General features: G+C 64.7%; 16 protein-coding genes. 4 read left to right on the top strand and 12 right to left on the bottom strand.

All coding sequences use genetic code 11. From position 1 onward, the window contains the following. Nucleotides 1-62: 62 nt before the first annotated feature. Complete coding sequence (locus tag GUY61_RS04690) at nucleotides 63-281, bottom strand: hypothetical protein (RefSeq protein ID WP_166628766.1); 219 nt, start codon at nucleotides 279-281, stop codon at nucleotides 63-65. A 203-nt stretch (nucleotides 282-484) separates the two neighbouring features. Beyond that, a complete protein-coding gene (locus tag GUY61_RS04695; protein ID WP_166628767.1) occupies nucleotides 485-814 on the bottom strand; it encodes a hypothetical protein in 330 nt (109 codons plus the stop codon). Between the two features lie 192 nt (nucleotides 815-1,006). Between GUY61_RS04695 and GUY61_RS04700 the strand changes: the two genes are divergently transcribed. Beyond that, nucleotides 1,007-1,702, top strand: a complete 696-nt coding sequence (locus tag GUY61_RS04700) for a hypothetical protein (RefSeq protein ID WP_166628768.1) — start codon at nucleotides 1,007-1,009, stop codon at nucleotides 1,700-1,702. A 166-nt stretch (nucleotides 1,703-1,868) separates the two neighbouring features. After that, nucleotides 1,869-2,381: a hypothetical protein gene (locus GUY61_RS04705; RefSeq protein ID WP_166628769.1), complete on the top strand. Its 513-nt coding sequence runs from the start codon at nucleotides 1,869-1,871 to the stop codon at nucleotides 2,379-2,381. A gap of 95 nt (nucleotides 2,382-2,476) precedes the next feature. Here the strand turns inward: GUY61_RS04705 and GUY61_RS04710 are convergent, their stop codons facing one another. The 6 genes from GUY61_RS04710 to GUY61_RS04735 all read right to left on the bottom strand — a co-directional run bounded on the left by GUY61_RS04710 (nucleotide 2,477) and on the right by GUY61_RS04735 (nucleotide 8,025). After that, complete coding sequence (locus tag GUY61_RS04710) at nucleotides 2,477-2,848, bottom strand: hypothetical protein (protein WP_166628770.1); 372 nt, start codon at nucleotides 2,846-2,848, stop codon at nucleotides 2,477-2,479. 105 nt (nucleotides 2,849-2,953) lie between these two features. Next, a complete protein-coding gene (locus tag GUY61_RS04715) occupies nucleotides 2,954-3,964 on the bottom strand; it encodes a hypothetical protein (protein ID WP_166628771.1) in 1,011 nt (336 codons plus the stop codon). A 64-nt stretch (nucleotides 3,965-4,028) separates the two neighbouring features. Continuing rightward, a complete protein-coding gene (locus GUY61_RS04720) occupies nucleotides 4,029-5,063 on the bottom strand; it encodes a UvrD-helicase domain-containing protein (protein ID WP_166628772.1) in 1,035 nt (344 codons plus the stop codon). After that, on the bottom strand, nucleotides 5,050-6,660 hold the full coding sequence (locus GUY61_RS04725) for an ATP-dependent endonuclease (RefSeq protein WP_166628773.1): 1,611 nt from the start codon (nucleotides 6,658-6,660) through the stop codon (nucleotides 5,050-5,052). Before GUY61_RS04725 ends, GUY61_RS04720 begins: the two co-directional genes overlap by 14 nt. Nucleotides 6,661-7,030: 370 nt before the next feature. Next, the gene (locus tag GUY61_RS04730; protein WP_243766182.1) at nucleotides 7,031-7,642 is read right to left on the bottom strand and encodes an ATP-binding protein; all 612 of its coding nucleotides are present in this window, start codon (nucleotides 7,640-7,642) and stop codon (nucleotides 7,031-7,033) included. Then, a complete protein-coding gene (locus GUY61_RS04735; protein WP_313896510.1) occupies nucleotides 7,639-8,025 on the bottom strand; it encodes a recombinase family protein in 387 nt (128 codons plus the stop codon). Before GUY61_RS04735 ends, GUY61_RS04730 begins: the two co-directional genes overlap by 4 nt. A 176-nt stretch (nucleotides 8,026-8,201) precedes the next feature. On the opposite strand from GUY61_RS04735, the gene GUY61_RS04740 reads away from it, so the two are divergent. Then, nucleotides 8,202-9,365: a helix-turn-helix domain-containing protein gene (locus GUY61_RS04740; RefSeq protein WP_166628774.1), complete on the top strand. Its 1,164-nt coding sequence runs from the start codon at nucleotides 8,202-8,204 to the stop codon at nucleotides 9,363-9,365. Nucleotides 9,366-9,377: 12 nt separating this feature from the next. Then, entirely contained in the window at nucleotides 9,378-10,097 is a 720-nt protein-coding gene (locus GUY61_RS04745) for a 5-formyltetrahydrofolate cyclo-ligase (RefSeq protein WP_166628775.1), read from the top strand. 40 nt (nucleotides 10,098-10,137) lie between these two features. Here the strand turns inward: GUY61_RS04745 and mug are convergent, their stop codons facing one another. The 4 genes from mug to GUY61_RS04765 all read right to left on the bottom strand — a co-directional run bounded on the left by mug (nucleotide 10,138) and on the right by GUY61_RS04765 (nucleotide 14,039). Then, the gene (mug, locus tag GUY61_RS04750) at nucleotides 10,138-10,659 is read right to left on the bottom strand and encodes a G/U mismatch-specific DNA glycosylase (protein ID WP_313896511.1); all 522 of its coding nucleotides are present in this window, start codon (nucleotides 10,657-10,659) and stop codon (nucleotides 10,138-10,140) included. A 56-nt stretch (nucleotides 10,660-10,715) separates the two neighbouring features. After that, nucleotides 10,716-12,149, bottom strand: coding sequence for an adenylosuccinate lyase (purB, locus tag GUY61_RS04755; RefSeq protein WP_166628776.1), 1,434 nt, complete (start codon nucleotides 12,147-12,149; stop codon nucleotides 10,716-10,718). Nucleotides 12,150-12,219: 70 nt separating this feature from the next. Beyond that, the gene (locus GUY61_RS04760; protein ID WP_166628777.1) at nucleotides 12,220-13,059 is read right to left on the bottom strand and encodes an SGNH/GDSL hydrolase family protein; all 840 of its coding nucleotides are present in this window, start codon (nucleotides 13,057-13,059) and stop codon (nucleotides 12,220-12,222) included. Between the two features lie 38 nt (nucleotides 13,060-13,097). Then, complete coding sequence (locus GUY61_RS04765; RefSeq protein ID WP_166628778.1) at nucleotides 13,098-14,039, bottom strand: SGNH/GDSL hydrolase family protein; 942 nt, start codon at nucleotides 14,037-14,039, stop codon at nucleotides 13,098-13,100. Nucleotides 14,040-14,532 lie beyond the last annotated feature (493 nt).

A 14,532-nucleotide genomic window follows, 5' to 3' on the forward strand; every position in this document is an offset into this window, starting at 1 on the left:
GCCACGGCGTGGCTGTCTTCCCCTGAAGTGCCGACCACTAAGGACGGGGCCGCGCGGGTTGGTTAGTGGCGACGATTGCGGCGGTCGTGCAGATCGTCGAGTACTTCGCCGTACAGCTCGGCGTCAACGGAGTGCATGAGCACGGCCGTTTCGATCTGACGCTTGCGCTTATTGCGCTGCATGGTCGGCCCGTACTTCTTGCCGATCCATACCCCGATGCCGACCGGCGTTCCGAGGAACAGCACGATATAGAACAGCCCAAGCCATTCCATCCGGTCCATGATTTCCCCTATCTACGGTGTTCGCGGACGATGCGGCGCATCTCCCGCATGACTTCGCGCTTGCGACGGCGCATGATTTCGTACTGCTCAAGTGGCGTCGGTGGCCGAAGGGCAGACCGATGGTGTTGTCCTGCACCGATGTACAGAAGGAACAGCCCCGCCAGTACCGCCCCGATGAACAGCCCGATCATCTGGCCAGCCATCTACAGGCCTCGGCCGAAGTCCCGAACGTCGCGCGCCGTGGTACGGGCGAATTCCTGGACGATCGGGATTAGCAGACTCGCGATGAACTGGTCACCGGCCGCCAGCTCTTGGGCCAGGTGGCCAACGTCGTAGATGTCCTGCATCCCGTCCTCGGTCAGCCGCTTGCGCAGCATGGCCTTCACTTCTTCCTGCCTGCTGCTGTTGAGCAGACTGGCCAGCTCCAGTTCTGCACGCTCGCCGATCGCGCGTCGCTCCCGCGATTGGCGCGGCGCGAGGAACCCTCGTCGCCGCTCTTGGCCGTAGCCGCTAAGCATCAGTTCGCCACCCATAGGTGCCGTCCTCCTCGTGGTCGTGCGGGTCGTGGTTGATCCCGCACGCCAAGAGTCAGTCGGCCGGGGCTCGTTGATCCATGTCACCAGCGTGTCAATCGAGGTTGGTACGTCCCTGACACGCCGTGACACGTCGGTGACACATGGGATACTTCGACCCCTGTGGTCGGTCTGGGGCTAGGAGGTTCAAGCGTGGGTGCGAGCGTCAAGGGGATGTTGGTCACTAGCCTTGAGGATCTGCGACTGAAAGAGGGCATGACAACCCAGAAGCTGCGCAAGCCGGAACATGCCGTACTACGGCAGATGCTCGGAGCGGCTACCGCCGAGGAGGCGTACCAGCGGCTGAGCGAGCTGGTTTTGGCGATGCCAGATACCACCACTACCCGCGCAGTCAGGAACGCCTTGGTCATCGGTGACGACATCGAAGCGCGTAACGGTCTCGATGATCGCCGAGCGTGGGCCTATGAGCTGCTGCGTAAGAAAGGTGAAACTCTCTTTCCTGGGAGTAGATCAAGCGCTATCCGACATGAGACTTCGGGCCTTAAAGAGATTGCCCAGATTCTCATTGATCGACAGCAACAGCTAATCGTTCCCGTTGAGGAAGCTCCGTGGAGCATGGAAGAAAACCGGTCGATCCTAGATGCTGTCGACTGGGACGCTTTGGCCGCGCACGATGACCGACACGAGTTGGTCAAATTGTGGATCGTTATCGTCGGCAATATTTTGATTGGAGTCTGCATGGTCGGCATCTTGGTGTCACGGGAAAATACTGGCTTTATCGGGTCTACTTTCATTCTGGCGACGGTCGTAGCAATTTTTGGATGGGGTATCACCATCGGTGTCCGCAAAGAGCGAGGAAGCCGCTACATCATCCTCAAGGATAGATAGCCCTCAAAACTTGACACTTTATTGACTAATTAATCAATATGTGTTTAAATAAATACATATTGCCAATAGGTAATTGCATCCTGCCTCTCATCTTCGGATGTGGCACTCCGCCTGATTGATTCAACCAATGGCGTGCCCTATCCGAATTGAGAAAGAGGCGCATCACATGCCGGAAACCGTGCAAGAAGCCTACGAGCGCATTCGTAAGACGCCGTCCTTCTCGGATTCAGACGAGCTACGAGCGCGGGGCTTCGAGTCCGGCTCCATCGTCTACTTCGCCAGTCCGAAGTTCACCACCGAGGACATGATGGCCGCCGTCTTCATGACGAAGAGGAGCGCGCCCAAGACCCTGCCGATCCAGCTCAGCGACACGGCCATCGTGAACGTGGCAGTCAGCATGGTCCGGCCGGTCTTCTCCGAGGACCTCGCCACCATGCAAGAGCTCAAAGATGAGGGCACACCCGCCAAGGAGCCCATCTACCACGAGAATCCCGACTGGTACATTGAAGGCTGGGCCGTGGACATGAAGGCCAACGACGGCACGCAACCCCTTCGGGTACGCGCATACGTCTTCTCGGACAACCCGCTCGACGAGGCCCGGCCCGGGATCATCGAAGCACAGATCATCCCCCAGAACCCCGATCCCTTCGGGCAAATCGGATACGTAAGGGGCTCGTAACTCCTCCGACATCCACCCCGCAACCCCTAGCGAAGAACGCCCCGCGTCCGCTGTCGGTCGCGGGGTGTTCTTCGTTCTAGGAAAGTCGCGGCGACCTAGGTCGGAAGCTTCAGTTCCGGGCGCGGCAACTCATCCCAGATCAGACCCGCCTCCGGGTTGCCAGGGTCCTTCTCTCGAAGGTTCTCCACGAGGCGAGCGCGGAGATGCGGGTTGTGTCCACAGACGACTTCCCGCCCATGGTTGACGGATTGTGCGGGGTACGGGTTGTGAGTCAGGGCGTCGAGCTTGTCAACGGCTTCGTACTCCCGCTGGGCGTACAAGACTTCCGTGTAACCCATGACGGTCTTGATGCCGAGCTGCGGCGTAAGTACGGCCGCCACAACCTCGCGCTCCGGGACGGCGGCATGTGCGCCTACCCAATCCCAGGTGATGAGCCAGGCTTTACGGCCTGAGCTTTTTGTGGTCATGCGCTAATTTTATCGCGGTCGAGCAGGGGTTCCGCCGCTCGACCAACGACCTCAAAGAACCTCCCGACCAACCACCCTCGGCCGGCGCGCCCTTGGTCGGTCGCTTCAAGACGGCCGCGGGGCGACCTCGCGCCCCAGCTGCCATCGGTAGCGCTGCACTCGGACGAACTCCGTCCCTTCTTCGAGGACAGCTCGTACGACTTGGAGGCTGACCTCCGGTTCATCCGGGAAGTGCGCTTGGATCAGTTCGTAGACCTCGGCGGCCAGTAGTGGTTCGTTCTGCCGTGCCAAGGTGATGGCGACCTGCTGCCGGATCGTGGGCCGCGATGGCGCAGTAAGGATGACCTCGCGCAGCTTCTCGACACCCCGCCATTCCTGCGCTACTCCCGCTTCCAGCATGGTGCCGACCGCTTCGAGTGCCCTGACGGCGAACGAAGCAGCCGCCCTCCTTCTGTCAGGCCTCTTGAGGAGTAGTGCGCCGCCACCGAGGACGACGGCACCTATAGCCCACGGGGAGATGCCGGTCTGTCGCCCCAGGAGCTTTACCAGACCCACTGCACCCCTGGCTGGAAGAGCCGCAACGTTCACCGTGACGGCCTGGTCCCTCACACCGTCGGCGATGTCGAGGACGGACTTTGCCGCTCGTTGCCAGTCCTTCGGGGCGAAGCCGGGCCTCTTGAGGTGCCGGTCATCCGAGAACACGACACACGGAGCAATGAGCTTGGCCAACCGGCCTGTTGGTACGTCGTCAGTGTCGGTGATCGCCAAGACCTGCTCGTCCGGGCCGTCGAGGTCTGACACCGTGACGAACCGCAGTGCCGGTAGATACTCGGCTTCAAAGTGAGCGCGGAGGGTGGCGAGCGGCACCAGGCCGCGCTTGGCCATCCTCGGGAGGTGCTCGTACGTCTCGTCAAGGACGTGGTCAGCAGCGTAGAGCGTGGCGGTGCCATCGTCGCTCATCCGCAAGAGCCGCGATCGGAACCCCTTACGGCAGTCGTTCTCGATGCTGCTGAGCAACGTGTTGGTGTCCACGATGCCGACCAGATGCGGCGCGCTTGAGCTGTAGGGATCAAGCGGCTTGGGTCTCTTGAGCGGTGCACGCTGGTCGTCCGTCATGGATCAACGGTAGTCATTTGGTTCGGCGGGCTCCAGCGGGTTTCAGCGGTGAACAGGAGGCTTCTTATGGCAGGACGAAGGCCACGCTGTACTTCGCACGTGTCACAGCCACGTAGAACTTCGCCTGCTCCTTGAGCTGGTTGAAGTCGCGGGTGTGGTAGTAGGAGATCATGGGCTTCGTTGGGAAGATGAGCACACGGTCGAAGGTACTGCCCTTCGAGGTGCCCATGTTCATCGCTTCGAGGTTTCCTGTTTTAGTCCGGCGGTCCCAACGCAGCACGACGGGTGAGTACTTCCGCACGTACTCGTCTACCTCTGATCTCTTGATCGGAAAGATGCCATCGTGTCCCGTGACTTCGGTGTTCTTCGAGATCGTACGAGGAAGCTTCGGGTACAGGTCATCCGCAAAGTCACAGATCGCTTGGTTACACCTGTAGCTTTCTGTACGGCTCTCGATGGTGCACAGCTTGGGGCGCTCGCTGAACCAGTCGACGATGCCGCTCCCCCTGTACCGCTTGTATCTCGGGGAAGTGTTCGTCCAGTAGGTCGCCTGTCGGGGGTCGCCCACCACCGTAAGGGAAGTAGGCGACTGCATCAGGGACTCAAGCAGGTCGAGATCGTAGCCCGCCATGTCCTGGATCTCATCGACGTAGATGTGGTCATACATCTCCGCGAGCCGGTTCACGACCATGCCGCCGCTTCGCCGATTCGCCTCATGAGCGAGGGCGGCGACCTGGTTGCGGTACACCGCGCTGGCGGGGTCGAGGTAGTAGTTCTTGGGGTTGTCCTTACGTGCATACCGGATGCCAGGCTCTGAGAAGTTAAGCCCTTTCATGACGCCGGTCTCGCCCAGAACGTAGCTTTGGTAGGGCCGTGCGCACTGGTTCATCAGGAACGTGAACCACCCCATGACCGTGACGTGACTCGGAAGAATCCCCGTGCCATTGCTGAGCCTGTTCACGATCTGGCTCAGGTTCTCGTTGGTGTAGGTCGTCACCAAGGTGCGCTTCGTTGGATCGCTGAGAACGCAGTCAATGATGTGCTGGGTCTTGTGCGAGCCGGCCGCTGCGATGATGACTCGGTTGTTATGCGACTGCATTGACGGCACCCTTGATGTACTCGGGCATGGTGATGGTCTCGGTGCTCTCGAAGATGGCCAGCGCGCAGGTGGTCTTGTTCTTTTTCATGTAGTCGAGCAGGCCGTCGTCTGTCGTGAAGTTCTGCCCGAGAACCGCGTTCATCGCAGTACGGCCGTTCGCCTTGAAAAGCTGCGGCTCCAGCGTCTTGAAGTTGGCATCCTCGCCCACGTGCACCGAAATGCTAGGGGAGGAAGCGTAGGCGCTGTAGTTCTGCTTGACGTCGGTCGCGTCTTTGCCGTCGTTGTCTGTGACGACTGCAACGCGGTTTTCCGGCAGCAGTGACGCGATGTCAAGGAAGCGCTTAAAGGAGAGTCCGCGGACGTTGATGACGTCGATGCCATCTTCGGCGGGTACCCTGCCGCCATGCGTGTCCATGTAGGCCCGTTGGACGATCAGTTCATCCGACGGACCCTCAACGAGGATCGACCGCTTCGCCAGAACCAGGCGCAGGGTGTCGTACCCTGACAGCTTTTTGAAGTAAATTTGTGTGCTCGCCGGAAGTCGGTCGAGGCGGAACCCCTCAGCCGAGGACAGCAGGACGAGCTTTTCAAGGCCCAGCTTGTTCAGGACGTACGAGCTGTGCGTGGCAATGAAGACCTGCTTATCCTTGCACTTGTCGCTGATCTTCCGCACCAGCTTCCCCAGGTTCGGGAACGACAGGTGGTTTTCCGGCTCCTCGACGAGGATGGTGTGAGCCATCTCTCCGTCCTGGCTCAAGGCGAGCAGAATCTTTAGTGCGCTCTGCTCGCCCTTACCGACGAATTGGAAAGGAAGGTCGTCGAGGTGCGGGACGATGCCGCTTTCCCAATTTGTCTTCTGTGATACGTCGATATTCAGCGTCAGTGCACGGTCGCTCATACCGCTCGGATTGCTTCGTAGCGATTCATTGATTTTTACGATTGACTCGTCTTCCGCGAACGTCTCACGCAGGTTGCGGTACGCGCGAGTCAGCTTTACTCGGTCGTCGGGATCGAGCCTTGAATTGAGGATCTGCTTCATGTGGTAGTCGACACCACTTTGAAGGTGGATGTTCGCAGCGTCAATGAGTGAAGACGAAGCAGGGATACTGTTGCGAGTCACCCCATTGCCAGAGAAAGCGAGCCACTCAACGCGGTAATACTCGGTCGGAACCAAGCGAACCTGGGTCGGGTCCTTGACGAACTCCTTGTATTCCGCATCATAGTCAGGGTTAAGTGCGACGCGGATGCGCACTCCGGGCTCGTCAACCTTTTGGAGGTTATTCGTTCCTTTGAGGGCAGCCGTTTCAGGAATCGAGTCGAGGAAGAGCTCAATAACGATCTCTGGAGGCGGGACTGCGCGCCGCTCTTTGAGGGCAGCAATCCACTCGTCTACCGCGTCCTGGTGGAAAAGGTACGGCGATAGGTCTTGGTATAGAGGGCGCCCATGCAGCTTGCCCGTGAGGGCAAGGCCAATCGCTTCAAGAATCGTCGACTTACCGGCGTCGTTATCCCCGACCAAGATGTTCATCTTCGGATCGAAGTCGAGCTTAAAGTTGCGAAACGTGCGGTAGTTCTGGATGACAATTTTTGAAAGCATATGCCCCCCATTTTAAGTCTTCTACCACTCGGAGGCGAGCATAAGCGTGGTCAGCAGAATCATCCGCCGCACGTGTCCCCACCGCACACCTTCGAACAAGTGGCGAGGAGCGTAGCAGGCGTCACGTCATCTACAGGGGCAGAGCCGACAAAGTCGAACGGAGTATCTAATTCCTCGGATTAGTCAATCATGATCACTATTTGTCGAGTTTTAGCCAAGTCGGCCGAAAATGACCTCTTCCAAGTCTCGTATCGTCTCAAAATGGTCGTCATCAGCAAGATCGCACCCCCGTTCGTGTAGAACGGGGGTGCGATTTATTGCGTCGGTCGCTCTTTGATCCGCCTGACCTACCGTCAGCCGGCCACGACCGCTAGGTCTCACGGATCACGCGCGCCGCGATCATCGCCTCGACCGTCGTCGTCATCAACACATCGAGCAGTGCCGAACGGGCCTGGCTTTCAACTGGTCCCCCTGGCGCCCGGATGCCGCTGGGCAGGAGCAGCGGCGTGTGTTCGAAAGGGCGCAGCTCCACGGGGAGCCCGAGCGGCAGCTCAGCCCAAACGACCTTGCCGCCGACGTGCGGGCGATAGACATCCCAACGCTTGGCGAGCTGCTCGACCAGCAGCAGACCACGCCCACCTTCCGCCTCAAGACTGGGGTTCTTCCGTACAGGCGCCACGTCCGTTCTGTCCCAGACCTCGACGTACAGGCTGGCCTCGATAGCCCGAAGCCGTATCCCGATGACGTGCTCGGCCGTGATCTGCCACGACTTCGGGTCCGTGTCCGTGATGCCACTCGCCTTCACGGCGTTGGTGACGAGCTCGCTCATGATGAGCGCCGCTGTGTCGGTGTGGTCTTCAAGCTGCCAGAGCTTCAAGGTGTGACCGACGAACATGCGCGAGACCGACACGGCCGAAGGCACGGCGGTCAGCCGCAGCGACCGAGCAAGAAGAGGGATCGGGTTCACGGCGTTGGCGCTCATGACGCAGCGCCCTTCGGCTGCACGACGGCGCTTTGGATGACCCAGAGCCGCGCGCCCAGCTCGCGCTCGATGTGGTCGCGCATGGCAGCTTGTAGACCGGGTAGCCGGGCGAAGTGCCACAAGGACGGCACGATCACGTTCTTGACGTCGGCGGTCTTGAGCGCATCGACCAAGGCGAAGAAGGCGGACTCATCACGGGCATCGAGTCGCTCGATGAACAGTCGCTCCAGCTCGAAGCCTTCGCGGGTGGCATAGGTTGCCAACTCCCGCTGGATCGTCTCGTTTTCGTCTGGGTCGTCACTTGCGGCGAGCCGCATGTAGCCGAACAAGGCAGGTCGCATCCGTTCCTCCGGGGGACTGGAACGGTTGGCGAGCAGTGGCACGGGGTTCCATCCGCTCGCCAACCTGCGAGCCAGACAAGCGGCTTGACCTGCAAAGACACCACAGCAAAGGTGCCGCACGCATGACGCATCCGTGTGGCATTCCTCGGTGTGGCCTGCACAGATGTCCCGCGTGTCGCTACGGTGGTAACTCGCCCCATGCACCGGAGGGATGGGCGATGGCAAGCAGGCGCATACGCCTCGCCAGGCGTCGCAAAGCAGCAGGCTTCACGCAGGAGGGGCTTGCCCAGTATCTCGGCGTCGAGCGTTCAACGGTAGGTCGCTGGGAGAGCGCCGACACTGAGCCGCAAGCTTGGTTACGGCCAAAACTGGCGCGCGCACTCAAGGTTTCGAGCGGGGAGCTTCAAGCGCTCCTGGAGGACGTGACCGCCACCGATGTCCGGCCCAGTGAGCGGATGACGTATGCCCTGGAGAACCCAGCGTCGGCCGACCTCATGGTGGTTGCCTACCTCCACGAGCAGCTGCGCAAGCTGGATGAGTCCTATGACCAAGAAGCGTCGACGGCACTGCTTGGTCGTGCCGGTCAGCTCCACGGCCAGGTGCGGTTCCTCCGCGAGAACGCCACCAACCCTCGGGTGCGTCGCGCCCTCTACGCGGTCGAAGCCGACTCAGCGACGTTTATGGGACAGCTGTGTTGGGACGTTTCCCAGCGCCGCGACCACCAAGCCCCGCTCGGGTACTTCAAGGAAGCCGTCGAGGCGGCCCGACATGCCCGCGACCCATCGACGGAGTCGTACGCGACGCTCCGCATGAGCTTCGTTGCACTCTACGGCGAGAAGAACCCGACGAGAGGCGTGACGCTTGCCGAGCAGGCCGCGGAGGCCGCCAAGCTCGTCAGTCCGTCCCTGACTGGTCTCTCGCTTCTTCATGTCGCCGAGGGGTACGCCATGACCGGCGCGCTTCCCGAGTGCGAGGACGCGCTGAAGAAGGCCGAGATCCAGTTCGACCACGTCCACCCCGACGACGTGGCAGCCCCTTACTACACGGTCAACGAGTTCAACCGACTCGCCGGGTCGTGTTACCTGTTCCTCGACCTCCCTGAGCGGGCTGAGCCAATCCTCCGTATGACCTCGCGGGCGCTGGCGTCCAAGAAGAAGAGTCAAGCTATCGCGCTGGGGAACCTCGCCTTGGCGCTCATCCGTCAAGGCAAACTCGACGAGGCGGCGGGCGTCATGCACCGCACCATTGATGCCGTCGAGCTGACGCGCGGCGGAGGCGGTCTTAATCTGGCGTTCTCTGCTGGGCGGGAGCTGCGGCAGTGGAGGCACGAGCCGTGGGCGCAAGAGATCAACGACAGGTTGCTTGCGCTCATGGCCATATAGAACAGGTGGGGCGTGACGAACATCGACCAGGCCAAGCAGGCCGTACGCGAGCGGGTGTGGCGACGACTCATCGACGGCGGCGGAGCACCCGCTGACTCGTACGGAAAGATCCCCGGCTTCTACGGAGCCGAGGCGACCGCCGAGCGACTGGCCGGGTTGGATGAATGGCAGCGGGCCGCGATCGTCAAGGCGAACCCTGACTGGGCGCAGCTTCCCGTGCGTGTTCGTGCCCTGAAGGACGGCAAGCGCGTCTACATGGCGGTACCGAGGATGGCCAGCCTGCAGCCGTTCTACCTGCTCGACCCCGAGAACCTGACGCTTCCGCCTGAGGAGGCCGCCGAGAAGAAGGGTGCGGCCCAGGTTGCCCGGCGTGTCGGCGTTGAAGAGGTCGAACCGATCGACATCGTCGTCTGCGGCAGCGTGGCCGTGAACCGCTCGGGCGCACGCATCGGCAAGGGTGCTGGTTACTCCGACCTTGAAGTCGCCCTTCTTATTGAGGCCGGCCTGGTCACTGAGAGCACAGTGATCGTGGCGCCAGTGCATGAGCTCCAGGTCATCGAGGACGACATCCCCGAGACGGAGCACGATTTCTCGGTGGACTACATCGTCACGCCCGACGCGGTGATCCCGTGTGCCAACCGGCGCCGACCCAGCGGCCTTGTTTGGGCCGACCTTAGCTCGGAGAAGATCGCGGCGATTCCGGCGCTGGCAGCACGGGCCGGGCAGCGGTAGCCGTAGCCGTAGCCGTCTGTGGGGGCACCGGACGGCTAGACTAGTCCTCGGGGCCACCCGCACACGACGCGTCGGGTAGCCCTGTGATCAGCCGAAACGCACGAAACGCATCCGTCAGTTTGGGTGTAGTCCACAGCGCATTGAGCCCGCTCGGATTCGGCAGCACCCAGACGCGGGTCCCGCCGATCGTCCGGTCCTGCGGGCCGACGCGGGCCACCCGGTCGTGGAAGGCGACGCGGTAGGCGGTGACGCCGACCACCGCGAGCCATGCGGGCCGCAGCCGGGCGACCTTCTCCGCGAGGATCCGCCCGCCCTCGACGTACTCCTGCCCGCTCAGTTCGTCGGCGCGCGCGGTGGCCCGCGCCACGACGTTGGTGATGCCGAGGCCGTACGCGAGCAGCTCGCGCTCCTCCGAGGGCTTCAGCTGCCTCGGCGTGAAACCCGAGCGGTGCAGGGCGGGCCAGAAGCGGTTGCCCGGGCGGGCGAAATGGTGGCCGGTGGCCGCGGACATCAGGCCCGGATTGATGCCGCAGAACAGCACCCGGAGGCCGTCCGCGACCACATCGGGGACGAGGCGGTCGCGGGCGGCCTCGAGTTCGGCCTTGGTGAAGGACGGGCTCAGAGGATCGACCCGGGCGCGTAGGCGGCGGCCTCGGGGTGCTGCTTGGCGATCTCCTCGATGCGCGAGAGGACCGCGGCGACCTGGTCGGCCGCCGCGCCCGTAAAGGACAGCTTGTCCGCCATCAGCGTGTCCAGGGCTGCCCGGTCCAGCGGGATCCGCTCGTCGTCGGCGAGCTTGTCCAGCAGCTCGTTTCGCTCCGCGCCCCGCTCGCGCATGGCCAGCGCCGAGGCGACGGCGTGCTCCTTGATCGCCTCGTGCGCGACCTCCCGGCCGACACCTGCCCGCACCGCGCCCATGAGGACCTTGGTGGTGGCGAGGAACGGCAGGTAGCGGTCCAGCTCCCGGGCGACGACGGCGGGGAAGGCGCCGAACTCGTCGAGCACCGTCAGGAAGGTCTCCAGCAGTCCGTCGAAGGCGAAGAACGCGTCCGGCAGCGCGACGCGGCGGACCACCGAGCAGGAGACGTCGCCCTCGTTCCACTGGTCGCCGGCCAGTTCCCCGGTCATCGAGGCGTAGCCGCGCAGGATCACCATCAGACCGTTGACGCGCTCGCAGGAGCGGGTGTTCATCTTGTGCGGCATCGCGGACGAGCCGACCTGGCCGGGCTTGAAGCCCTCGGTGACCAGCTCGTGCCCCGCCATCAGCCGGATGGTCTTCGCCAGCGAGGAGGGCGCCGCGGCCAGCTGCACCAGCGCGGTGACCACGTCGTAGTCGAGGGAGCGCGGGTAGACCTGGCCGACGGACGTGAACGCCCGCGAGAATCCCAGGTGACCGGCGATGCGCCGCTCCAGCTCGGCGAGCTTGCCCGCGTCGCCGCCCAGCAGGTCGAGCATGTCCTGCGCGGTTCCGACCGGGCCCTTGATGCCGCGGAGCGGGTAGCGGGCCAGCAGGTCCTCCAGCCGCCCGTACGCCACCAGCAGCTCGTCCGCGGCCGTGGCGAACCGCTTGCCGAGAGTCGTCGCCTGCGCCGCCACATTGTGCGAGCGGCCCGCCATCACCAGCTCGGCGTACTCGCCGGCGATCTTCCCGAGCCGCGCCAGCACGGCGACCGTGCGGTCCCGCACCAGCTCGAGCGAGAGCCGGATCTGCAGCTGCTCCACGTTCTCCGTGAGGTCCCGGGACGTCATGCCCTTGTGGACCTGCTCGTGCCCGGCGAGGGCGTTGAACTCCTCGATGCGGGCCTTCACGTCGTGCCGGGTGACCTTCTCGCGCTCGGCGATCGAGGCCAGGTCGACCTGGTCGAGGACGCGCTCGTAGTCGGCCAGCGCCTCGTCCGGCACCTCGATCCCGAGGTCCTTCTGGGCGCGCAGCACGGCCAGCCAGAGCTGCCGCTCCAGCTTCACCTTCTGCTCGGGAGACCACAGGACGGCGAGCTCCGCGGAGGCGTAGCGGCCGGCCAGGACGTTCGGGATACGGGGCTTGACAGTCACGTGACGGAATTCTACTGGCGATTCGTGCAGGCCAGTGCCCCGGACCGGGTTGTGGCTTCCTACCAGGGCGTCACCGCGGGGCGTGGCCGTGCCCGTGCTGGCGCGCCCGGTCCTCCCCGAGCTCCTCCCGGAGCGCCCCGTACTCGTCGTACGGCAGCAGCTCGGGCCGCTTCGGCGGCCGCCCGTCGCCCGAGGAACGCCCGGTCAGCCGCCGTCCTATCCACGGCAGCAGGTGCTCGCGCGCGAACCGCACGTCGGCCGCCCGCCTGGCCGCCCAGCCGGGCAGCGCGGCGGCCGGCAGCGGCAGCCGCCAGTCGTCCCCGGCCTCCAGGCCGAGCGTCTGCCAGACCGCCTCCGCGACCCGCCGGTGCCCCTCGGACGTCAGATGCAGCCGGTCGACGGCCCACATCCGCTGGTCGGAGAGCGCCGTTGCCCCGTACAGGTCGACCACCAGCGCGCCGTGCCGCCGCGCCAGGCCGTCGATGTGCGCGAAGAGCTCCTCCATGCGGGGCCGGAAACGTTCCAGCACCGGGCCGTTGCGGCCGGGACTGCGCATCAGCACCAGCTGTCCGCAGGACGGCGCAAGCCGTTCCACGGCCTCCTCCAGCTGCCCCTTCACCCGGCCCATGTCGCACTTCGGCCGCAGGGTGTCGTTGAGCCCGCCGACCAGGGTGACCAGATCGGCGCTCATCGCCGACGCGAGGTGCACCTGCTCGTCGAGGATCTGCCCCATGAGCTTGCCGCGCACCGCGAGATTGGCGTACCGGAAGCCGGGGGTCCGGGCGGCGAGCCGGCCGGCGAGCACATCGGCCCAGCCTCGGTAACGGCCGTCGGGGAGCGCGTCGGACATGCCTTCGGTGAAGGAGTCCCCGAGCGCTACAAAACTGGTGTAGGTAGCATTCAAATGCATGGTGGAGTGATATTACTCCGCGTCGGGGGAGCCTGGCCTCAGTTCCGCAGGTGATCGGCTACGGCATCGCCGATCGCCCGGGTGTAGCGCAGGATGCCGGGGGAGCGGACCGGGCACGGCCGGGGCGTGGAGGTGGTGGGCGCCAGGCAGAAGTGCAGGTGGTCGTCCTCACGGTGCAGGGCCGTGCGGCCCCGGCCCGGCTGGGTGCAGTCTCCGGGGCGGCCGCGCTCTGATGCCGTGCACGGCAGGTACCGCACCCAGGAGTAGCGGGCCGCGGCCGGGCTCACCGCCCTGCCCGCGTCGGCCAGCAGGTCGCCCGAGGCGGCCGCCTGCTTCTCGTAGACGGCGTTCACCCGCCGCACCCGGTCCGGCGTGATCGGATCCGGGCCCTGGAGCACCCACACGATCTTCGGCCGGTCCGTGCCCACCGCCCCGGCCGCCGCGGCGATCCGCTCGGTCAGCCGCCTGGCGTCCGCCCTGTAACGGTCGAAGTACTCCTGCCGCGCCGCGTCGTGGGTGATGCCGTCCATGCAGGGGGTGTAGCCCCAGGCGTTCCCCCAGAACTGGAGGATCACGACGTCCGGCCGCAGCCTGCGGACCAGCGCCGCGGCCTTGTCCTCCGGCGGGACGAGGGAGTCGTCGCCGGTGCCGTCCAGGTAGTCGCACAGGGTGGTTCCCGAGTAGGGCGCCCCGGTGTACTCGGCCCCGAGTTCTTCCCGCAGCAGCCCGCCGAGCACCTTCTGGTTCTCCATGGCCAGCGAGTCGCCGAGGTAGAGCACGGTGGGGCGCTCGGCCGGGGCGGAGGGGATCGCGCGCCGCCGCGAACTCGGCGCGGACGACGGTGAGGCGGAGGCCGCGGGCGCGGCGTGTGCGGGGCCGGAGGGCGGCCAGGACCCGGCCCCGGAGGACGGGTCACCGCAGGCCGTCGCCGCCACCAGAACGGCGGCGCACAGCACCCCGACGATCCACGGCTTGCGCATACGCCAACTCCCCGGGCCGGCCACCGGAACGGCTCACCAGGCAAGCACAGGGAACGGTGGTACGGAAGTCACCCGCCGGCCACGCCCTCCGCCCCGCCGGGCCGCGGGCGTCCCGCCACCTCTCACACGGCCCTACGGCGCGCCTCCCCGGCCGGGACCGGTGGAGGTGCCCCGGGTCAGGGCCGCCAGAGGCTCTCGGCCGGACCGCAGAGGGACTCTGGCGGGGCAGGGAGGAAATCGGCCCGGGGCGTCCGGCCCAGGCCGGGGGCCCTTGCCACCGCGGTGGCCGCGCCGTCGGCTCGCCAGGGCCGGGGAGATGTCCTTGGCGGGATGGCGGACGTGCCCCGGTCAGGGCGGGGAGGGCACCCTTGTGGGACCGGGGAGAAGCCCCCCGGCCGGGGCCGCGATGATGCCTCCGGCCTGGGCCGGGAAGACCCTCGGCGGGATCGCGGAGGTCCCCCGGCCGGGGAAGAGCGCGCGGCTGGAACAGGGG

The sequence above is a fragment of the Streptomyces sp. GC420 genome (assembly GCF_009916105.1).
GTDB lineage: Bacteria > Actinomycetota > Actinomycetes > Streptomycetales > Streptomycetaceae > Streptomyces.